12 protein-coding genes and 1 pseudogene are annotated in these 22,302 nt (G+C 54.7%); 4 read left to right on the top strand and 9 right to left on the bottom strand.

Features of this window, described 5'->3' with window-relative positions; all coding sequences use genetic code 11:
- Nucleotides 1-3: 3 nt before the first annotated feature.
- Entirely contained in the window at nucleotides 4-4,779 is a 4,776-nt protein-coding gene (locus EZJ17_RS05655) for an NAD-glutamate dehydrogenase (RefSeq protein ID WP_067444892.1), read from the bottom strand.
- 430 nt (nucleotides 4,780-5,209) lie between these two features.
- Nucleotides 5,210-6,994: a protein-disulfide reductase DsbD gene (gene dsbD, locus EZJ17_RS05650; RefSeq protein WP_067438599.1), complete on the bottom strand. Its 1,785-nt coding sequence runs from the start codon at nucleotides 6,992-6,994 to the stop codon at nucleotides 5,210-5,212.
- A gap of 262 nt (nucleotides 6,995-7,256) precedes the next feature.
- Between dsbD and grpE the strand changes: the two genes are divergently transcribed.
- The gene (gene grpE / locus EZJ17_RS05645) at nucleotides 7,257-7,838 is read left to right on the top strand and encodes a nucleotide exchange factor GrpE (RefSeq protein ID WP_067438601.1); all 582 of its coding nucleotides are present in this window, start codon (nucleotides 7,257-7,259) and stop codon (nucleotides 7,836-7,838) included.
- Between the two features lie 292 nt (nucleotides 7,839-8,130).
- Here grpE and EZJ17_RS05640 read toward each other — a convergent pair whose 3' ends face one another.
- The 5 genes from EZJ17_RS05640 to EZJ17_RS05620 all read right to left on the bottom strand — a co-directional run bounded on the left by EZJ17_RS05640 (nucleotide 8,131) and on the right by EZJ17_RS05620 (nucleotide 13,520).
- A complete protein-coding gene (locus EZJ17_RS05640) occupies nucleotides 8,131-8,724 on the bottom strand; it encodes a 5-formyltetrahydrofolate cyclo-ligase (protein WP_067438604.1) in 594 nt (197 codons plus the stop codon).
- A gap of 7 nt (nucleotides 8,725-8,731) precedes the next feature.
- Nucleotides 8,732-10,621 carry a monovalent cation:proton antiporter-2 (CPA2) family protein gene (locus EZJ17_RS05635; protein WP_067438606.1) on the bottom strand — a complete coding sequence of 630 codons (1,890 nt, stop codon included), beginning with the start codon at nucleotides 10,619-10,621 and terminating at the stop codon, nucleotides 8,732-8,734.
- A gap of 181 nt (nucleotides 10,622-10,802) precedes the next feature.
- Entirely contained in the window at nucleotides 10,803-11,492 is a 690-nt protein-coding gene (locus EZJ17_RS05630; protein WP_067438609.1) for an SIR2 family NAD-dependent protein deacylase, read from the bottom strand.
- A 110-nt stretch (nucleotides 11,493-11,602) separates the two neighbouring features.
- Nucleotides 11,603-12,409, bottom strand: coding sequence for a carbon-nitrogen hydrolase family protein (locus tag EZJ17_RS05625; protein WP_067438612.1), 807 nt, complete (start codon nucleotides 12,407-12,409; stop codon nucleotides 11,603-11,605).
- Nucleotides 12,410-12,545: 136 nt separating this feature from the next.
- Complete coding sequence (locus EZJ17_RS05620) at nucleotides 12,546-13,520, bottom strand: class 1 fructose-bisphosphatase (RefSeq protein ID WP_067444889.1); 975 nt, start codon at nucleotides 13,518-13,520, stop codon at nucleotides 12,546-12,548.
- Nucleotides 13,521-14,948: 1,428 nt separating this feature from the next.
- Between EZJ17_RS05620 and EZJ17_RS05615 the strand changes: the two are divergent.
- Nucleotides 14,949-16,211 (top strand): annotated as a pseudogene (locus EZJ17_RS05615) (alpha-isopropylmalate synthase regulatory domain-containing protein).
- A 451-nt stretch (nucleotides 16,212-16,662) separates the two neighbouring features.
- On the opposite strand, the gene recQ reads toward EZJ17_RS05615, so the two are convergent.
- A complete protein-coding gene (recQ, locus tag EZJ17_RS05610) occupies nucleotides 16,663-18,495 on the bottom strand; it encodes a DNA helicase RecQ (RefSeq protein ID WP_067444886.1) in 1,833 nt (610 codons plus the stop codon).
- A gap of 81 nt (nucleotides 18,496-18,576) precedes the next feature.
- Here recQ and EZJ17_RS05605 point away from each other — a divergent pair, with 81 nt between their 5' ends.
- Nucleotides 18,577-19,011 (top strand): surface-adhesin E family protein, encoded by a 435-nt coding sequence (locus EZJ17_RS05605; protein WP_067438621.1) that lies wholly within the window; start codon nucleotides 18,577-18,579, stop codon nucleotides 19,009-19,011.
- 26 nt (nucleotides 19,012-19,037) lie between these two features.
- A complete protein-coding gene (locus EZJ17_RS05600; protein ID WP_067438624.1) occupies nucleotides 19,038-19,373 on the top strand; it encodes a hypothetical protein in 336 nt (111 codons plus the stop codon).
- Between the two features lie 297 nt (nucleotides 19,374-19,670).
- Here EZJ17_RS05600 and EZJ17_RS05595 read toward each other — a convergent pair whose 3' ends face one another.
- Nucleotides 19,671-21,800, bottom strand: coding sequence for a lysine decarboxylase LdcC (locus tag EZJ17_RS05595; protein WP_067438627.1), 2,130 nt, complete (start codon nucleotides 21,798-21,800; stop codon nucleotides 19,671-19,673).
- Nucleotides 21,801-22,302 lie beyond the last annotated feature (502 nt).

Below are 22,302 nucleotides of genomic sequence, written 5' to 3'. Positions count from 1 at the left end.
GCTTCAGCCTGCTGCCACGATTTTGGACAGGTTGCGTACCAGCGCGGAGAGCATAGACAAGTCGACTGGTTCGTAGTGCTGCATGTCGGCAATCTGGCTGCGTGCTGCGGCGATTTTGGCGGCGGCACGGCTGTTGCTGCCGGCCTGCAGGAAGTCGCGCGTGAACGCCAAATGGATGTTGGTGGCGTCTTCATACATGGCCAAACCGGCTTGCGACTGCCATTGGTTGTCGCTCGGCAGTTTGGCGATGGCGCGGTAGATCCAGCTCATGTTCAGTTTTTCGGAGAGCATGAAGTAGGCTTTGGCAACAGTGGCAATGGGCTTGCCGATTTTGGCGGCCAAATCCACTACGGCCAACACATTGGCGGCAAAGGGCAGGCGTGCGAGCATAGCAGCTTCCTGCTGGCTGAACACGCTATAGCTGCCGAGCCAAGTTTCGCGTTCGGCGATGCTGGGGTGCTCTTCGGCCTGGATGCGCTCCGGCAGTTGCTGCATGAACTCGGTGGTGGGAGCGCGGTAGTGGCTGATGAGGCTGCCGATGTTGTCGAAGGGGCGTTTGCTGCGCAGCAGCTGGCCGGCTACATGGCCGATAAGCTCGGCAATGTCGGCACACAGGCGCATTTGCGCTTCGGCAGGCAGGCGGTTGTCGAGAGCCTGCACGGCGCGGAAACGCTCTTCGCCATCGAGCAGGATATCGGCCACCCAGTAGGCGCGTACCACATCGGCCACGGAAGCTTGGTTTTCTTCGCTGCAACGCTGGATAAAGTGCATACCCATGCGGTTGATGACGCGGTTGGCCAGCTGGTTGGCGATGATTTCGCGCCGCAGGTAGTGCTGCTGCATTTCGGTGCCGTATTGCTGCTGGAGCGGGGCAGGGAAATAGCGGATAAGCGCGGGCAGGAAGTTGGGGTCGTCGGGAAGGTCGCTGCCCAAGAGGTTGTCTTGGCAGTGCATTTTGCTGTAAGACAGCAATACTGCAACTTCGGGGTTGCTCAGGCCTTTGCCGGCTTCGGTGCGGCAGTTGATTTCGGCTTCATCCGGCAGGAATTCCACGGAGCGGTCGAGACCGGCGTTTTCTTGCAAATAACGGATGAGCGCGGCAGCGGTTTTCAGGTAGCCTGCTGGGTTGAGCTGGGCAACAGAGAGGGCTTGGGTTTGCAGATAGTTGTCTTGCAACACCAATTGCGCCACTTCGCCGGTCATGTCCCGGAGCAACTCATCGCGCTCTTCCAGCGTTAGGCGTTCGGCACGCACGGCTTCGCCGAGCAGGATTTTGATGTTTACTTCGTGGTCGGAGCAGTCTACACCGGCGGAGTTGTCGATGGCATCGGTGCAGCAGCGGCCGCCGCTTTGCCAGTATTCGATGCGGCCCAGCTGGGTGGCGCCGAGATTGCCGCCTTCGCCCAACACTTTAGCTCGCATTTCGCCGCCATTCACGCGCACTTCGTCGTTGGCTTTGTCGCGCACGTCGGCGTGGCTTTCGGAAGCGGCTTTGATGTAGGTGCCGATACCGCCGTTGTAGATCAGTTCCACATCGGCTTTGAGCAGCTCGCGGATGAGCTCGTTGGGGGTCAGGCTGTCGGCTTCGATATCGAGCCAGGCTTTCACTTCGGGCGTAATCTCGATGGACTTGGCGCTGCGTTCATACACGCCGCCGCCCTGCGAAATCTGTGCACGGCTGTATTTTTCCCAACCGCCGCCACTTTGGAACAGGCGTTTGCGCTCTTCAAAGCTCTTGGCGGCGCTGGGGTTCGGATCGATGAAGATGTGGCGGTGGTTGAAGGCGGCTTTGAGCAGGATGTGCTCGGACAGCAGCATACCGTTGCCGAATACGTCGCCGCCCATGTCGCCAATGCCGACTACGGTGAAGTCTTCGTTTTGGATATCTTTACCCAAATGGCGGAAATGGCGTTTTACCGATTCCCACGCACCACGCGCAGTGATGCCCATGCCTTTGTGGTCGTAGCCGGCGCTGCCGCCGGAGGCGAAGGCGTCGTCCAGCCAGAAGCCGTGTTCGGCGGAGAGGGCATTGGCGGTGTCGGAGAAGGAGGCGGTGCCTTTGTCGGCAGCCACTACCAAGTAGGGATCATCACCGTCGCGGCGGTGCAGCTGCTGCGGCGGCTCGATGCCTTCGGCGGTGCGGTTGTCGGTAAGGTCGAGCAAGGCGTTGATGAAGATCTTATAGCAGGCGATGCCTTCTTTTAGGTAGCCTTCGCGATCGGTAGCGGCATCGGGTAGTTGTTTGCACACGAAACCGCCTTTGGAGCCGCCGGGCACGATCACGGCGTTTTTCACCATCTGTGCTTTCACCAAGCCCAGCACTTCGGTGCGGAAGTCGTCGAAACGGTCGGACCAGCGCAGGCCGCCGCGAGCCACTTTGCTGCCGCGCAGGTGGGTACCTTCCACACGCGGGCTGTACACCCAAATTTCAAACAGCGGGAGCGGCTTGGGTAGGAAGGGGATGTCTTTAGATTTGATTTTTAGGCTGATTTCGGATTTCAGGCCGCCTTCTTTGTCGGTTTGCCAGAAGTTGGTGCGGCACACCGCCAAAATCACGGAACGGAAGGCGTTGATGATGCGCTCTTCATCCAGCGAGGGTACGTCGGCTAAGAGGCCAGTGAGCTCGCTGTTGATCATCAGAGCACGGTTCTCGTCGGCTTCTTCGGGGTGCAGGCGGGCAGCAAACAGTTCCACCAGTTTGGCGGCGATGACGCCATGGCGAATGAGGGTTTGCTCGATGCGCTCTTGGGAGAACGGCAGGGTAGCTTGTTTCAAATATTTGGCCAGCGCACGCAGCAGCACGCTGTTGCGCCAGGTGATGCCGGCAGAGAGTACCAAGGCGTTGAAGCGGTCGTTTTCCACACGGCCTGCCCATACTTCGGCAAACAGCGCAGGCAGTTCGCTTCCCAAGGCATCGCAGCCATCGGCTTGAGCGTGGACAGGCACATTGGGTTTGAGGGAGAAGTGGTTCAGGCCGACGGCACTGTTCTCGGTGTGCAGGGTATAGGGCACAGCGGTATGCACGTCGAACCCCATGTTCCCAATAATGGGCAGGGTTTGCGATAGCGGTGGGCTGATTTGCGGGGTGTAGAGGCGCAGCGCGTAGGGCGCGGCTGGATTTTCCTGCTCGGAGAAGACGGTAACCAGCACGCGGTTGTCGTTGAGGAGTTCGGTGTGTTTGAGGTCGGTAAGGGCCTGGTCGGGGCTGAAAGCTTCGCGGTAGGCAGCGGAGAAGGCGGTATCGTCTTCGTGGGCGGCAGATGCAGATTTGGCCTTGGCTTTGTGTTTGGCTTCAGGCTGTTTTTTCTGTTCGGCTTTGGGTTGTGGTGCGGCAGCCTGCGGGGTGGTTTCGGCATTGGCTGCCAGGCCGGCAACGTGTCGTTCCAGCTCGCTGCGGGTAAAGGCAGGCAGTTTGCCGGCATTGGTGCGGCACAGGAATTGGACGCAGGCGAGCGGGTTGTCGTCGGTCAGTTGCACGGTGTATTCGCAGCTTTCGGCGGCCAGAGTGGCTTTCAGGTAGCCTGCAATGCGTTGGCACAGTTGGCTGCCGAATTGTTCTTTGGGTAGATAGCACAGCACGGAAACGTAGCGCTTGAATACATCGCTGCGGGCAAACAGGCGCACGCGCGGGCGCTGGCCCAGCGCAAGCAGGCTGGCAGCAGCTTCGGTCAGTTCTTCGTTGCTGGATTCAAACAGCTCGTCGCGCGGGTAGGTTTGCAGCAGGTGGCGCAGGTTGTGCTCTTGATGGCTACCATCGGCAACATCAAAGTGGTTCAGCACATGTTTGGCTTTGTCGCGCAGTACGGGGATGTTCCAGATGCTGTCTGTGTAGGCGGTGGCGGTGTAGAGACCGATGAAGCACCATTGGCCGACAACTTGGCCGTTGGCATTGAGTTTTTGGATGCTGACTTGGTTGAGATAGGCCGGGCGGTGGATGCGGCTACGCTGCTGCGATTTGTTGAGCAGCAGGCGGTTGTGGCGCAGCCATTGTTTCTTGTCGGCATCGGAGAGGGCGGCAAAATTATCGGCAATCAGATTGCTGTTACCAGCGAGGATGCCTTGCGCAGTGTTGGCTTTGGCCTGCAAGCGCGGGCTGCCGGAATGGTTGACCAAATCGTATTCGCAGAAACCCATCAGGAGGAAATGGCGGTCGGCCAGCCAGCTGAGGAAGGAAACGATTTCCGCATCTTGGCTGCGGCCTTCGTTCAGAATCATCTGGTTAACCAGGAAAAGCTGGCCGCGCAGTTTGTGTTCGCTTTCCACAATCGTGCCCAATTCGGCTAAGAGGCTGCGGATTTGCTTGGCCAGTTTTTGGTCTTGTGCGGCCTCGCCACCTTTCAGATACATGGCCACCAATGTTTCCTGTGCGCTGCTTTCTTTGGCAGCTTCTTCGAGGGTGGCAGCTTTGCCGTCTGCATTGCGCTTTACCTGCCATGCACTGTGTAACACGGCTAAAGGCACACGCTGCTCACGATTGAGCAGCATTAACAGGGAGTCGAGTAAGAAGGGGAGGTGGTCGGCCACAATTTCCACCAGCGTGTGCCGCACAGTGTCGCCAGTAGGCGAAACGCGCACCACGGCTTTGCTGGCGGCACGGGGCTCTTGGGCGAGCTTGCGGTGCGAATCGGCGGCAGATAATAGTTCTGTGTCGCTATAGCTGGCTAGGTCGGCAAAGTCGGCCTGGCGATAATAGCCGGCAAGGAAGGGGAGGAAATCTTCTGCAAAATTCTGTTGGCGGGCACTGTCTTGCAGGCGCAAAACGGGGGTCGGCAGGCTCATGCTGGGCTCCTCTTGAGCTTCTTTGGTTGGTATGGCGGATTGCAACTTGAGCAGCGCAGTTTTGCCGCGTTTGCTCTTTGCCGGTTTTAACCCGGCATAATAAAAATTAAGGCAGCTTAATGATACGCGAAATGTGCGGTTTGAGGTAGGGTGTGGTGAGGATGTGGCGGTAGGATGTGGCGGAGAGGTTTCAGGTAGCCTCAGATGTGGGAAAGGCAATAGCCGAAATACTTTGTTTTATAGAGTGTTATAGCGAAAGTGATTATTTTTAGGGGCAAGGTGGTAAGCCCGTAGGGGCACAATAATCCATCGAGGGAACGTGTCTTGTTGTTTACTGTATAAAGAATGTATTGCGATTGTTGCTTGTAATAAAGAAAAGGCTACCTGAAACACTTTTCAGGCAGCCTTCGCTCTTAAATTCCAATCGGTCTCAGGAAACCTGCTGCTGATACCACTCGATAAACGCTGCTGGCTCGGTAAAGCCGATGAGCGGGCTACTGCGGCGGCCATCGGGGTGGATAACGAAGATGCCGGGCGGACCGGGCAGACCGTATTCCTGTAATAGCGCGCGATGCTCGGGCGTGTTGTCGGTGAGGTCGATTTTAAATACACGATCGGGCGGCACAGCAGCCTGCACTTCGGGGCGGCTGAAGGTTTTATGTTCCATCTCTTTGCAGCTGGCGCACCAGTCAGCATAAAAATCCAGCACCACCGGCTTACCACTGGCCAAAGCCCTCTGCATGGCACTGTTGAGCTGCTGCGGCGTGGTAAATACTTGGTGTGCGGTTTGCTGCTGCGGGAACACGGTGAGTGCTTGGTGCAGGAAGGTGGGCTGCATGCGCACGCTCTGCACGGCAAAAAACACGCCGATGGTGAGCAAGAGGCTGCCCAGCCCCATAGCCAGCGGCTTGAGTTGCCGCGCACGCAGGTGTTTGCCCAAGAGCAGGCCACCGGGAATCACCAGCAGCAGGGAATAGAGCGAAACGGTGAGTGCATAGGGCAGGAAGGGGGCAGCCAGATACACGGCCACGGCCAAAAGGATGATACCGAAGGCGTGTTTGATGCTGTTCATCCACGTACCAGCCTTGGGCAGGATATGCCCGCCGAAAGTACCTACCAACACCAAGGGTACACCAGTGCCCAGCGCCATGCTGTATAAGGCCAGGCCGCCTAGCGCGGCATCGCCGGTTTGGCCGATATAGCCCAAGGCCACGGCCAAAGGTGGCGCCACGCAGGGGCCAACAATTAGTGCTGAGAGCATACCCATCACAAATACGGAAGCCATTTTGCCGCCGGAAAGCTTGCTGCTTTGCTGCTGGAAATAACTCTGGATAAAGGAGGGCAGCTGGATGGTAAATACGTCAAACATGCCCAGCGCCAGCACCACAATCAGCGCGGCGGCAGAAAGCACCACCCACGGCTGTTGCAGCCACACGGTGAGCAGCGAGCCGGTAAGTCCGGCTAATACGCCCACAGCGGCATAGGTGAGCGCCAGCCCCTGCACATAAACCGAAGACAAAATCAGCCCACGGCGTTTGCCGGCATTGGCACGGTCTCCCACGATAATGCCCGACACAATGGGCAGCAGGGGATACATGCAGGCGGTAAAGCTCAAGCCAATGCCAAAACTAAAAAAAGCCAGCAGGTTCGCCCCCAATGTATCGCGTGACAGACTGAATGGGCTTTTGCGTTGCTGCGGCACGGGGCTGGCAGCGGGCGTGCCATCCTGCGGTGCAGTAAAGCGGTTGCTGCCGCTGGCAGGCGGGGTGGACGTATCGCCATATACACCCGTACCTTTAATTTCCAGCGTTTTCGTTACTGGCGGATAGCATATGCCCACATCTGCACAGCCTTGGTAGGTGAGCGTGAGGCGGTAAGCGGCGGGTGCAGCGGATTGGAAGGGCAGTTTGACAACAGCTTGGCGGTAATGCACAGTTTGTTTGCCGAAGAACTCATCTTCCTTTTCTTTACCCGGCGAAAATTCAGCTGCGCCCAGCAGGCCGGAAGGCTCGGTTTCCACACGAATTTTCTCTTGATAGAGATAATAGCCATCGGCAATCTGGAACTGCACGGTCACATCTTGCTCACCCACTGCCACCGTGGGGCGGAATGCTTGCTCCGACGGCAGCAGGTTGCTGGCATCCACCGCATGCGCGGCCATACCTGAGCATAACAGCACGGGCAGGATGAAAGATTGAATAAATTTTTTGAACATAAAGGTTACCTGAAGATTAAAGACACAGAAATCTGCGTATATTATAAGGAAATAGTATCATGCCAGCTATGGGCTTAATTTAACAAAGCGATTGATGGGATTAACTTTGCCGCCACAGCCGACCTGCTGAATAGACGGATGGTACACGCTGTTTCTGACAGCCACCGCAAAATAATTGCGCCCGTTGCCCCCCTTCTGCTTGAAAAGCCGCCATCCCTCCCCATTTGGCAGGTCAAATGCTCTCTATCTAAAAGGAACTCCCATGTCTCATCACCATAACCACCAGCAACACCAAAGCCCAGAAACCGAATTCCCGCAGCAAGAAGCACAGGCTGAAGCTGCCAAGGCGCAGGACAACGCTGAAGCCACTGCCGAGCTTACGCCCGAGCAGCTTGTCCAGCGCGTGGCCGAACTGGAAGCCGAGCTGGCCGACATCAACAAATACCATCAGGCCGAGTTACAAAACCTGGGCCGCCGCCATCAAGAAGAAATCCAGGTCGCCCACAAATTTGCCGCCAAGAAATTTGCCGGAGAGCTGTTGAAAGTAAAAGACTATTTGGAGATGGCACTACTTGATCAAAGCGGCAATTTCGACGCGCTGAAAATGGGCGTGGACATGACCCTTACCGAGCTCAAACATGCCTTCGAGCAGGCTCAGATTAAAGAAATCCTGCCTCAGCCCGGTGATAAACTTGACCCGTATCACCACCAGGCTTTCCAAACCGTGGAAAGCGAGCAAGAGCCCAACACCATCGTCAGCGTGATGCAGAAAGGCTATACCCTGCACGATCGCGTGCTGCGTCCGGCCACTGTATCCGTAGCCAAGGTGCCAGAGGCGAAATAGCTTTCGGCCTATAAACAGACTGAGACCTTTGCAAAACCCCAGATTTGAGTGCAGTTCAAAGCGGTAGCATCGCAGAATGCGTAGATAATATTGAAATATTTTCAAGCGTTCGAGAAGCGCACCGTACAGAAATGTGCCAAATATGGGGTTTTGCAACGGTCTCAGACTTTCAGGTAGCCTGCTATATTCAGATGCAGGCTACCTGAAAATTTTGGCACGCAGTAAAGCGATTGCTTCAATAAAAGGCTACATGAAGGTTTCAGGTAGCCTTTGTTGTGACCGTTTTTATCTGTTATTGCTGACCATCTGCCGTTTTGCCGAAACGCCGGATGCCATTTTCGCACACCCATACGTCTAGCTGCATATCATATTCTTCGGCAGGCAGGATGTCGGTTTCCTGGCAGGCGAAGCCGACACCGATTTTGTGCGGGCATAGGCGGTGACGGGTGGCGGCGAAGGTAACGTCGTAGAAGCCGCCGCCTTGGCCGAGTCGGTAGCCGCGCCGGTCGATGCCGACTAGGGGGATGATGCTGCTGTGCAGGTTGTGGATGCGGATTTTGTGGCCGGCAAATTGGGGGATGTTCAGCTTACCTTGGCGGCGGCGTTCGGGGCGGCCTTGTTGCGGGAAAGGGGTAAACCACAGGCGCTGGCGGCGCGGCTCGATATAGGGCAGGTAGAGCTCAGTGCCGCGTTGGCGGGCGGCAGCAGCGAGGCTGTCGAGCCGCAGCTCGCTGCCGATGGGCCAATAGATGGCCAGCCGTTTGCCACGTTTCAGGTAGCCTTTGAGCAGGTTGTTGATGCGTTTCTCGGCACGCTGACGTGCGGCAGGCGTCAGGCCTTGCCGTTGGCGACGGAAGTGGCGGCGGAGGTCGGTTTTACTTGGCATGGCAGGCTCAGTGGTTTAGGTGAGGCTTTTTTTTCAGACGGGTCCAGCTTTCTGGGTCTTCCTGCCATTCTACGCTTTCACCGCGCAGTATGGCCTGCATCATTTGGGCGGTTTCGGCATCGATTTCACGGGCAGTTTGCAGCAGGGGCTCGTTGGCGAATATGGGCAGGTCGGGATTGTATTCTTCGGCCATTTTGTCCATTTGATAGCGGTCACGGGCAGCGTAGAATTCACTGAGTTCTTGTGCTTTTTCGGGGTTGATGCCGAGTTTTTCCAGAGCGAGGCGGCCGCTGCGGATGGCGGCATCCACGGTTTCGCGGATGATGTAGTTAGCACCGGCATGGTGCAGGTAGTAGGCGTGGATACGGTCGTGGGCACGGGTAATTATGGGCAGGTTGGGGTAGTGGCGCTGTACGAATTCCACGATTTCGGTTGCCTGCTCGAGGTTGCCGATGCAGATAATGAGCAGCTTGGCGTGTGCCAGGCCGATGGAATTGAGTAGCTCGGGGCGGGTAGCGTCGCCGTAGTAGGTTTTGCTGCCGTATTTGGTGAGGCCTTCCACGGTGTCGGCCTGGTAGTCGATAACGGTGGTGTGGAAACCGCAGGCGGTGAGCATGTTATTGATTTGTTGTCCGAAACGGCCGTGGCCGAGTAGGATGATGGGGTTTTCTTCTTCAATCATGTCTTGCGGGCGCTCTTGGTTTTCTTCCACGATGCCGCGCGGGGTGATCACTTTGTCGTAGAAGATGAACAAAAGCGGGGTGAGCAGCATGGAAAGGGCGACCACCAGCGAGATGCGGTCGGCCATGGCGCGCGGCAGCACATGGCTCTGGCGGGCGATGGAAAGCAGCACAAAGCCGAATTCACCGGCCTGCGCCAGACTCAGCGCGAGTAGCTTGCTGCCCATGCGTGGCAGGCGGAACAGTAGGCCTAGGATAAAGAGAATGCTGCCTTTCACTGCCAGCGTGGCTAAGGTGATGGTGGATACTACCCAGAATTCTTTGGATAAAAGGGTGAAATTCATGCCTGCGCCCACGGTGATGAAAAACAGCCCCAAAAGCAGGCCTTTGAAGGGTTCGAGGTGGCTTTCCATTTCGTGTCGGTAGGAGTTGTTTGCCAGCGCCACGCCAGCCACGAACGCGCCCAGCGCGGGGGAGAGGCCGATGAGCGACATCAGTGTGGCGATACCCACCACTAAGGCCAGGGTGAACATGGTGAACATTTCGTTGAGGCGGACTTTGCTGATGAAGCAGAACATGCGCGGCACAAGGTAGCGCACGCTCACGGCAATCGCCAAGATGGCGGCAATGCTCACGGTGGCAAGTACCCAGCCGGGTTGGTTCGCCAGAAGGTTGGTGGTATGCTGGTTGCTTTGGTGGTGGTGGGTGGCGGCCAGGAGCGGTAAAAGTGCCAGCATCGGGATGGCAGCCACATCTTGAAACAGCAGGATGGCAAAGCCGGCCTGCCCGCCGGGTGACCGCATCAGGTTTTTTTCGTTGAAGGTTTGCAGCACGATGGCGGTGGAGGAGAGAGCCAGGATGCAGCCCACGGCTATGCCCATTTGCCAGCTTTTGCCAATGGTTACGGTGATACCGGCAATGACTGCTATTGAGAGCAGCACTTGTAATCCGCCTAGTCCTAAGAGCTTGTGCCGCAGCTGCCATAGCTTTTGCGGTGCCAGTTCCAAGCCGACCAGAAACAGCATCATCACTACGCCGAATTCGGCAACGTGTTGGATGGATTCGGTTTCTTTGCTGGTCAAGCCTAAAATTGGGCCGATGGCGATACCGGCCATCAAATAGCCCAACACCGAGCCCAAGCCCAGTTTTTTGGAGGTAAGCACAGCAGCCACAGCGAAGGCAAGATAGATGAAAGTGTAGGGTAAGATAGAAGTCATGGGCTTGTGGTGCTAGGTGAGTTGTTGTTATAACAATGACTTAGGGTTTCAAGTAGCCTATTTGACGGGCGAGAGGCTGCCTGAAAATAGATAGTGGTGTTTGCACCGTTCGTTTGGGCGAAACTTGTTGCACTCGTTTTAACTTTGTTGAAACTTACGTTTTCAGGTAGCCTTTCGGCAATTATTGCCGCGCGGCTTCGGCAATCAGTTTGTTCACCAGCTGCGGCACGCCGTCTTTGGCTTTGGCTTCGATGATGCTGATATCGGCCAAGCCCACCGGCGGGCGCGGATCGACCAGATAGCGTTCGGCTTCGTAGGGAGCATATTCCAACAGGCCAGCAGCGGGATACACCTGCATCGAGGTGCCGACTACCAGCACTTTGTCGGCCTGCGACACCCATCGGGCAGCGGTTTCAATCAGCGGCACGGCCTCGCCGAACCAAACGATGTACGGGCGCATGGGGTGGCCTTGGGGGTCGGTGTCGGCAGTGGATTGGTCGCCCGTCCATTCGATCACGTAGTTTTCATCGGCGCTACTGCGGGCTTTGTTCAATTCGCCGTGCAGGTGCAGCACGGTGCTGCTGCCGGCACGTTCGTGCAGGTCGTCCACGTTCTGGGTAACGATTTGAACTTGGTAGTATTTTTCCAGTTTGGCCAGCGCATGGTGGGCGGCGTTGGGCTTGGCAGCCTGCGCTTGGCGGCGGCGCTCGTTGTAGAAATCGATCACGAGCTTGGGATTACGCGCGAAGGCTTTGGGGGTGCACACATCCTCCACTTTGTAGCCTTCCCACAGGCCGTCGGTGTCGCGGAAGGTGCGCAGGCCACTGTCGGCACTGATGCCGGCACCGGTGAGGACGACGATTTTTTGCATGGTTTGCTTTCTTTCAGGTTTTGTTTGAAATACTCGTTTTCAGGTAGCTTGAGTTGTTTGAAAGAGGCTGCCTGAAAAATAGGATATGGATTTTCAGGTAGCCTTTGCGTTTAAAACCGGCGGTGTTGCAGGGTGGGCAGTTGGTTGCGCACGGTGTGCAGGCGTTGTGGCTTGAGTTCGGCCATAATCCAGCCTTCGCCTTCTGGCCGCTCAGCAAGGATTTCGCCCCAGGGGTCGATAATCATGCTGTGGCCGTAGGTGCGACGGCCGCTGTCGTGTAGGCCGCCTTGGGCAGCGGCGATAACGTAGCATTGGTTTTCGATGGCGCGGGCCTGCAGCAGGGTTTGCCAGTGGGCTTTGCCGGTAGTGTAGGTGAAGGCGGCGGGCAGGAGGAGTACGTCGAACGGCTGCTGGGCGCGGAAGATTTCGGGGAAGCGCAGGTCGTAGCACACGCCTTGGCCGTAGCGCCAGCCGTCGATCTCCACAGACGGGGGGATGCTGTTGCCGGCTTCGATGGTGTCGGCTTCGCAGTAGCTTTCGCCGATGCCGGTGTAGCTGAAGAGGTGGGTTTTGTCGTAGCGGCTGAGGCATTGGCCGTCTCGGCCATATACGAGCAGGCTGTTGATGATTTTGCCGCTTTCGTTGGCGAGCAGTGGAATGCTGCCGCCGAATAAGACGATGCGGTGGCGGACGGCAAGCTCAGCCATGAAGATTTGCAGGGGGCCGCGGCCGAATTGTTCGGCCTGGGCGAGTTTGTCGGTGTCGTGCCGACCCATCAACGACCAGTATTCGGGCAGCAGCACCCAGTCGGCGCCGGCTTGGGCGGCAGCGGCCACTTGCTGTACGACGCTGCAGCGGTTTACGGCAGGGTCGGTATGGGAAACGAGTTGGATGGCGGCGGCGCGGATAGTTTGCATAGTGTGTTCGATGTTTAGATTGGAAAACTAGGATGGGCAGGCTACCTGAAAGCATCTGCTTCAACGGAGTTAAAACAATATCTTGTTGCGGATGGTTGTTTCGGCGAAGCTAAAATAATTTCAGGTAGTCTTGGGTTTATTGTTGGTGCAATCGGGTGGCGTAATCCACTTCTTCGCGGCTGCCCATAATCACGGCCACGCGTTGGTGCAGGCCTTCAGGCTGAATATCGAGCATGCTCTCGCGGGCATTGGTGCTGGCGCCGCCGACTTGTTCGATGATGAGGCTCAAGGGGTTGGCTTCATACATCAGGCGCAGTTTGCCGGGCTTGGCCGGGTCGCGCGCGTCTTTAGGATACATAAAGATGCCGCCGCGCATGAGAATGCGGTGAACCTCGGCCACCATGCTGGCTACCCAGCGCATATTGTAGTTTTTGCCGCGAGGGCCGGTTTCCCCGGCGAGCAGTTCGGCAATGTATTGCTGCATGGGTGGCTGCCAATGGCGCTGGTTGGACATATTAATGGCAAATTCGCGCGTGGCTTGTGGAATTTGCGGGTTGAGCTGGGTTTGGACAAATTGGCCGCCGGCATCCAGCGTAAACACGGCCACACCGTGGCGCAGACAGAGCACGAGCTGGGTTTGCGGCCCGTAGAGCGTATAACCGCTGGCTACTTGAGCACGGCCGCTTTGCAGGAAGGATTGGGTGGAAAGCGGGCCTGCTGGTTTTTCCAAGATGGAGAAAATAGTGCCGACCGAAATATTGATGTCGATATTGGACGAGCCGTCTAAAGGGTCGAACAGCACGAGATAGCGGCCTTGATCGTGGGCGGGCACAAACTGCTCTTCTTCCTCGCTGGCCAAGCCGGCCACAGTGGGGTTCGCGGAGAGGGCGTCAATCAAGATTTGGTTGGCGATCACATCCAGTTTTTTCTGGGCTTCGTCTTGCACATTGCTGCTGCCGGCTTCACCCAGCACGCCGGCGAGCGCACCTTGGCGCACTTGGCCGCTGATGGTTTGGCAGGCTTGGACGATGGTGGAAACCACGCTGCCTAATTCGGCGGGGAGGTGGTGTTCGGCGAGGTGTTGCTGGAGGAATTGGGATAGAGTGGGCATGGGGAAAACTCGATTAGGATGTTTTTGTGGGTTATCTGTGTTAAAGGCTACCTGAAAAGTTTGGCATGGCAGCGCCGTTACGCTGGATTTGAACTGCGTAGGGACTTTATTTCCAGGTAGCCTGTTGGCATGGCCATATTTTACCCGCACAGCGGCTTGGCGGGGTAGGGTTTGCAGGGAGAAATTTGACGTGCAGCCATGTTTTGGCGTGGGAAGTTTAACGGCGCTTATTACTGCCGACGCGGCCTGGCTGAACTGTGCATTCCGCTTCGCGCTGAACGCATTTTACTTTGTGCCGGAATGGCGGAGTGAGGTGTTGGCTTGTCTGTTCGTAGTGTTGGCTAATCAGGCGTATCATTGGCGGCATCATGGCTTTAGTTAATCACCCTGTTCAGCACGTTTTGTCTAATCGGCGTGCGGTAGAAGGTAATCATGATGTTCACCTCTTCCTGTGTATAGGTTTGGTTTATTGCATTGTGACTGATTCCATGCAATTGGTTCAGTACTTCTTCAGATTGGAATACTTCGCGGTTAATACTGGTAATATATTGCTCGGCAGCGTGTTGTTCGAGGTTCGGACAGGGGTTATTGTTGGTTTGGTGAGGCGATTTTCTGGTTGGTGAAATCGGAGGTGGTGGACACGGTGGTGCACAGGCAAGTGGAAAGATTTAGCGGATCAATCAGTTGGTCGAGCACTTAGTTCAGATGGGGTTTGTGTTGTAGCGGGAGGGGAGTTAGGAGTGCGGCCAAGGCAAGGCTGCGCAGTAGGTGTGGGATATAAGCTTCTTTCTAGGCTGAGAGGCTACCACCTGAAAGTAGAACGTACATTGGGCGGTTGCCACAGAATTGGCTATTGTTCGTCACGGTGATACTCGTGAGTAAAAAAACTGCAATCATCGTGCCCGTGGGCGGTGAGCGGCTTGCGCCGGCGGTGGTGGTGCTGTTTCAGCCGCACCAGCAGCCATAGCAGCAGTGCTAGCAATAAGAAAGAGAGAGATAAATCAAACATCGTTATTCTCCCGCAAATAATAGCGCAAAACACCTTGCATCCCCAATTATTTTGTAATTTATCTAGTAAGGCAACAAGTCTTGGTTGTGTGGGATGAAGTTGTCTGGTTGTAGGTATCAGAATTAGTATTTACTATTTGTTTGTTATCGCAGCGCAAGGGTAAGAGTTCAAAGCTTGCCGCTTTTAGCAGAATGCTGTTTACATATTATGTTTCAACGAGCCTCTCTTTTTCGGAAACCCTCTGTATCTATTTTGAATTATAGCGATTTCTTTACATTTATGTCTAGTATAGTGACCAAAAAAGGTGAAAAAAGATAAAACATATGCGCAACAAGTGAATGGTTGTGGGCAATAAGCATAAAAATTCACTCGTTTACACATTATTTGTAAAAATCGTGCTTGTTTTTATGTCTATAGAAATGTCTATATATGGCGGCATCTACTATTCTCGGTTTAGATTGAAAGTCTATTATGAACTCGATATCGATCTCCTGATTGTTTATTTAGCCGGTGTAAATGCATTAGCCGAGGTACTGCGCCTACATGATCCCGAAGGAGTTACCTCCACGGCGGCAATTTACAAATGCCGCGCACGCGGCGCTCGCTGCCGCTGGTGCAGCTGCAAAGGCTGACTACTCTGGCTGAAGTGCAGGGCAGGCCGTTGGACTTGAATGCTTTTTTGGAGCAACAGCCTACTTTGCAGCATGCCCCGGCACAGCCCGGTAGTAGCCGCATAGTGGTGTTCGATGCCACTTTACGCGATGGTGAGCAATCTCCGGGCGCCGCCATAACCAAGGAAGAAAAAGTACGCGTGGCACGACAGCTGGATAGGCTGGGGGTGGATGTAATCGAGGCCAGCAACGTCAGCTTGGAAGAAATCGTGATGGTGCTGGAAGTGCGGCACGACTTGTTTGGCCTGGAAACCGGCATCGATACCACCCAAATCGTACCCGCGTCTAAGCTGGTGTCCAGCATCACCGGCTATCCGGTGCAACCCAATAATGCCATTATGGGTGCCAATTTTTGCCCACGAATCAGGCATCTACCAAGATGGCATGCTTAAACATCGGGAAACCTATGAGGTCATGTCGGCCGAATCGGTGGGTTGGTCGGCCAACCGATTGAGTTTGGGTAAACTTTCTGACCGCAATGCCTTCAAAAACCAAATTGGCTGAGCTGGGTATCAAATTGGGTAGCGAGGAAACACTCAATACTGCTTTTGCCCGCTTCAAAGAACTGGCCAATAAAAAACGTGAGATTTTTGATAAATACCTGCATGTGCTGGTGTCAGACGAAATATTCAATCTTACGCCAGACCGTTACAAATTCATCTCCCAGCGCATCATTACCGAAACCGGCGAATTACCGCGCGCCGAAATTGTGTTTAGTGCCGATGGCGAAGAGCAGCATGCCGAAGCCACCGGCTCCGGCCCGGTGGATGCAATTTTCAAAGCCATCGAAAGCGTGGTGCAAAGCGGTGCCGAATTGCAGATTTATTCGGTGAATACGGTAACTTTTGGTACGGAAAGCCAAGGTGAAATCGGTGTGCGCCTAGCCAGAAACGGCCGCGTGGCCAACGGCCAAGGTGCGCTGATATTTTGGCCGCCACCGCCAAAGCCTATCTTTCTGCGCTGAATAAGCTGGAAGGTGGTGAAAAAGTGAAGGCGCAAGGAGGGATTTAGCAGAGTTTTGTTTTCCGCTTGCTTTTAAAGTACCGCCCTTCGGCATCATGTCGCAGGGCGGTTTGATTTTGCGCGAAAGGCTACCTGAAACTATGTGGTATGGTTTTCAGGTAGCCTTTTTGTTGTGCAGGAGGCGGGGATGTACACATCTGAGCAATGCAGATATCCCCGCCTGAGTTTTGCAGTGCCAGACTGCTTTCAGGTAGCCTGAATCATTCTGTATGAGCAGGGCAGTTTGTGCACCAGATAGTTGATTCGTGCCACATCAAATTTGACTAAAGTCTATGTTTTTATATTTAAATTAGCTGATTTTGCCGCTCCGTTGTTGCCTGGCTTGCCGCCCCGAACAACATGGGCTGCGCCATGTTTGGCAAAGGCAAATTGGCTGAAAACGTGTTGTCTGCATTTAAAAGGCTACCTGAAATTTTCAGGTAGCCTTTTATGGATTGGCTTAGGCATCCGGCAGGGTGGTTGCTGTGTCGCTGTCTTGAGTGAACCGCGTGCAGACTTCGAGGATATCGCTGCCGAATTTTTGGATTTTGGCTTCGCCCAGTCCGTAGATGTTTTGCAGTTCGGTGAGGCTGGCGGGGCGTTGCTGCACGATGTCTTGCAGGGTGCGGTCGCCACACACAATGTAGGCGGGCACATTGTCGGCGCGGGCGCGTTCGGTGCGCCATTGGCGCAGGGCTTGCCAGAGGCGTTCTTCGCGCTCGGTGCGCAGCCATTGTTCGCGCGGGGTGCGGGTGGCGGATTTTTCGCGCTTGAGCGGGCGCAGCATCACGGTTTGTTTGCCTTGCAGCACGGAGCGGGCGGCTTGGGTGAGCATGAGGGCGTGGTAGTTGTGCGGGTCGGTGGCGAGCAGGCCTTGGCCGATGCATTGGCGGATGACGCTGCGCCATTCTTTGTCGGACAGGGCGGCACCGATGCCGTAGGTAGATAGCTGGTCGTGGCGGTTTTGGCGGATCCAGTCGTCGGCTTTGCCGCGCAATACGTGGATAACATAGCCGGCGGCGAAGCGCTGGCCGACGCGGTAAACGCAGCTGAGGAGTTTCTGCACGTTTTCGGTGGCGTTGAAGAGGACGGGCGGGTGCAGGCAGTTGTCGCAGTGGCCGCAGGGTGGGATTTCTTCACCGAAGTGGCGCAATAGGGCGGCGCGGCGGCAGCTGGAGGTTTCGCACACGGCAAACATGGCTTCGAGTTTTTGCTGTTCGATTTGCTTTTGGAAGTCGTTGCTGTTGCCGGTTTGGATGCGTTCGTGCAGCAGGGAATAGTCGTTGAGGCCGTAGCACAGCCAGCTGGCGGCGGGCTGACCGTCGCGCCCGGCACGGCCGCTTTCCTGGTAGAAGTGTTCGATGCTTTGCGGCATATCGAGGTGGGCGACGAAGCGTACGTCGGGTTTGTCGATGCCCATGCCGAAGGCGACGGTGGCTACGATGATGAGACCTTCTTCCCGGGTAAAGCGGTGTTGGTTTTCGTTGCGCTCGGTCATGGTGAGGCCGGCGTGATAAGGCAGGGCGCAGTAGCCGTGTTCGTTTAAAAAGGCGGCGGTGTCTTCTACTTTTTTACGGCTTAAGCAGTAAACGATACCGCTTTCACCGTGGGGGCGGTTGTGCAGAAAATCGAGCAGTTGCTTTTTGCCGTTATTTTTTTCGATGATTTGGTAGTAGATATTGGGGCGGTCGAAGCTGGCGATGTATTCGGCGGCGTTTTCCAGTTTGAGGTAGTGTTTGATGTCGGCACGGGTTTCGGCATCGGCTGTGGCGGTGAGAGCGATGCGGGGGATGGCGGGGTAGCGGTCGGCCAAGAGGCCGAGCTGGCGGTATTCGGGGCGGAAGTCGTGCCCCCATTGGCTCACGCAGTGGGCTTCATCGATGGCGAACAAGCTGATTTCGGTGTGGTCGAGAAAGCGCAGGAAGCGTTCGCTCACCAGGCGTTCGGGAGAAACGTAGAGCAGTTTCAGGTAGCCTGCCTCGATGGTGTCGGCAATCTGCTGCACCTGACTGCTGCCGATGCCACTGTGCACGCTGGCGGCGGCCACGCCTGCAGCCTGCAGGGCGGCCACTTGGTCGTCCATCAGGGCAATCAGCGGCGACACCACCACAGCCAGTCCGTGCTGCATCAGGGCGGGAATTTGATAACACAGGGATTTGCCGCCGCCGGTGGGCATCAGCACCAGCAGGTTTTGCCCCTCTGCCAGTGCGTTCACAATTTCTTCCTGCCGCCCCCGGAAGGCGTGATAGCCGAAAACTTCGCGCAGGATGTTGAGGGCGGAGGGTTGTGGCATGGGTGGTTTTCCGTTTGCGGTATTTGTTGGATATAATGGCGCGGATTTTATAGCGTTTGAAGGCTACCTGAAAGGATTTTTATGCAACTGAAGAGATTGGCCGGGCTGTGTGCGGTGTTAGTATTAGCGGGTTGTCCGAGCATGAGCAGTGGGCCGAGCCTAGGCGGCAGCTGGAGAGAAGTGGGCTTGAGCCAAAACGGCAATATGCGTTACGAAATAGACACTTCTAGCATTCGGAAAGAAGGCAGCCGGGTTAGCTTCCGTGAGCGGATTACCGTGTCGGATGTGGGGCGTGAACATTATGTGAACACGCCGCATTTCAAAACGGCGGTAAACCAATGGCAGTTCGACTGCCAGACGCGCACACGCCGTTTGGCTGCGGTGGATATGTGGGATGCTTCCGGCAACAAGCTGGCTGCTAACCAATATGAAACGGCCAGGCGGCCTGCCCAGCCGGTGGTGAAAGGTTCGGCCGGCGGCAAACAGTTTGAAATTGCCTGCGGCAAAACTTTGTGATTCTTGCAGAATTAAGGAGAGAAAATATGCGGATCAAGGGAATTATGGCCGGGCTGTGCCTGCTGGCCGCTGCTACGCCAGCTTGGGCGGATGATGCGGCACAAACCGAGCTTTTGAGTGCGCAGATGGCGTATCAGGAAGCATTAAAGGCGCAAACCGATAACGGTAGCCGTGTGAGTACGTTGCGCACCCGTTTGGAAGCGGCGCAAACTGCTTTGCAGCAGAAACAGGCGGAAATCACGCAGTTGCAAACGCAATTGAATGAGGCGGATGTGGCCGCGCAGCAATCGAATACCACGCTGGAAGAAGCTGGCCGTCGGTTGGACGCGGCTTGGACGGCGGTACGCGGACAGCAGCGTTAGTCGTAGATTGGTTGCAGCAGGCTTTTAGCTTTGCAGTAACTGGTCTTGACCGGTTAAAACTGCGTTTTCAGGTAGCCTTTTTGTTTGGAGAGGCTACCTGAAAGTTTATGTGATGGTTTTGATGTTGGAGTTTGTATGGAAGAGGCTACCTGAAAGCACGGCGTAGCAGAGTTTCTGCGCAGTTAAAATTTCAGGTAGCCTTTGCTTGCCTAGCTATATCGGCATATAAAAAACCGGCCTGATTGCTCAGGCCGGTTGATTTATGCTGCGAGGGCATGGAGCCCCGTTCCGCGTGGGTTAAGCTTTAACAATCTTAACTTTGTAGCGGCCGTCTTCTTGACGGTAAGCACCGTGGATGTCGGTTTCGAAGCCGGGGAAGTGGGCGCCGATTTCGCACAGCATCATCAGGAATTCCAAGATGGGCTTGCTCTCTTCGGTGATCATTTCGCCAGGCATTACCAACGGTACGCCGGGAGGATAGGGTAGAATCATGTTGGCGTTGATCTTGCCTACCATGTCTTCCAAGTAGCAGTCTTCAATCTGACCTTTCAGTTCAAGCTGGAAGGCTTTGTGCGGGTTCATTACCATGGTCGGCAACACTTCGAATGCGCTGAACATGAGTTTAGGCAGATTGTGTTTGCAGATCAGGCTGTGGATGCCTTGTGCCAATTCTTGAATCCGCATTTCTTTGTAGAAAGAGGGAGATTCATTGAACACGCGCGGCAATACTTCTTCCACGGTGGCGTTGGCATCGTACAGGGACTTGAATTCGTTCAGTGAGCGCAGCAGGCTGTGGGCTTTAGTGTCGTCCACGCCGATGCTGAAGAGCACGAGGATATTGTAGGGGCCGGTTTTCTCCACGATGATGCCGCGGTCTTCCAAGAATTTGGAAACGAGGGTAGCGGGGATACCGGTTTTTTCCAGCTCGCCGTTTTTATCTAAGCCCGGGGTGAGTAAGGTTACCTTGACCGGGTCGAGGTACATGTGCTGGGCGTCGATATTTTTGAAGCCGTGCCATTTGTCGGTTTGATGCAGTTCCCAACATTCGATGTTATCAACGTTTTCAGGTTGCCATACGTCGAAATACCATGAATCGGCATGGGCTTTGTATTTTTTGATTTCCTTACGGAATTTAACGGCACGCTCCAGGGAATCCTGCATCAGGCGTTTACCTGCGTTGCCGCGCATCATGGCTGCTGCCACTTCGGTAGAGGCTACCATGGGGTAGAACGGAGAAGTGGAGGTGTGCATCATGTAGGCTTCGCCGAAGGTGGCGGTGTTCAGGTTACCCTTAACGTGAATCATGGAAGCCTGTGAGAATGCAGCCAGCAGTTTGTGGGTGGAGTGGGTTTCAAAGATTACCTTGTCTTTAACCTGTTTGCCGCCCATACCGGTTTTGCCGTTGTAGATCGGGCTGAAGTTGGTGTAGGGAACCCAAGCAGAGTCGAAGTGGATGGATTTCACATCCAAGGTGTCTTTGATCTTGTCGGTGTTGTAGAACAGGCCGTCATAAGTTGAGTTGGTGATCACGGCGTGTACCGGCCAAGTGGCACCCGGAACTTTGGCGAGTTTTTCGGTGATGACTTCTTTGGTGAATTCTTTTTGCGGAATACCACCCAAGATACCGTAGGCGTTACGGGTCGGTTTCAGGTACACCGGAGTAATGTCGCTCATCATCAACAGATGAGTTAACGATTTGTGGCAGTTACGGTCGATCAGTACGGTACTGCCGGCGGGCACTGAGTACATACCCACGATTTTGTTGGCGGTAGAAGTGCCGTTGGTTACGACGTAGCTATGGTCGGCATTGAAGGTTTTGGCGATGTATTCTTCGGCTTCTTTGTGCGGACCGGAGTGGTCGAGCAGAGAGCCTAGCTCGCCCATGGAAACGGAAATGTCGGATTTGAAAGTGTTTTCGCCGTAGAAGTCGTAGAACAGGCTGCCTACGGGAGATTTTAAGAAAGCGGTACCGCTCATGTGGCCCGGAGTACAGAATGTATATTTGTTTTTAACAACGTAGTCAAACAGGGCTTTGGTGAAGGGAGGTGTGATATTGTCGATATAGTGGCAGATTGCTTTTTCAATTTTATCAACAACGTCTTCGTTGCTGAACAGGTGGCAATCAATGAAGGTGGCGTGGTCGCCTACAGCACCGAAGTCCACGGGTTTGTCGCAGTCGGTAGGCTTCAGAATGAATACAGGCAACTCATCGTTGAGCGCAATAATTTTCTTGTCTAATTCTTGGTTGAAAATATCCAGTGTACAAAGCACGGAACCTATTCTGGCATCATGTTTCAAAAGCGTCAGTATTTCTTGCTGGTCATGGGCTATTCGGATGGCGTAACCACCCTTTTCCAAAGTTGCAATCAAGCTCTTCAGATAGTCACCAAGTTCCTTATGACCACAGCCTAATAATATATTCTTCATGATCTAAATCCTTTAAATAAATTAAAAAACAGCTGCTTTGCTAGCCGGATAAACCCGGCTTTTTGCTGCTGCTGCTGTGCCAGAATAGCACAGCAGCAGCGGCAACTTGTGTTTTGCCGTTTGCGAGCACAACGACAAAAATAAACCTGCATACGGTATATGCAGGCAAGGGGGATAGTGCGTTAATGATATCCTGAGACAAGCTGTCTGGCGGCGGGTAGAATATCTGTCTTACAGTTAAATACTGCTAAGGAAATTTAACAGTTGCTTTAGCTGTTGCGTTCAAGTGGACAAATGCTAAAATCATTTGCATCCTTGCATGCATATAGAGCCAGTTGATTTTAAAGAGCAATATCTTAATAATTGACTGAATTGGCAATTTATTTTGAATGTCTATCCATTTATTGATACATCATATCATAAAATATTGTGATATGGGTTGACTTTAGTCAGAAAATTTTAGAGTAAACATACTAACTAAAGGGAGCTGGCGGGAAGGTGC

This window comes from Eikenella exigua (assembly GCF_008805035.1).
In the GTDB taxonomy this organism is placed as follows: Bacteria; Pseudomonadota; Gammaproteobacteria; order Burkholderiales; family Neisseriaceae; genus Eikenella; species Eikenella exigua.
The sequence above is the reverse complement of the archived record's forward strand: the minus strand, read 5'-3'. Positions and strand labels throughout refer to the sequence as shown.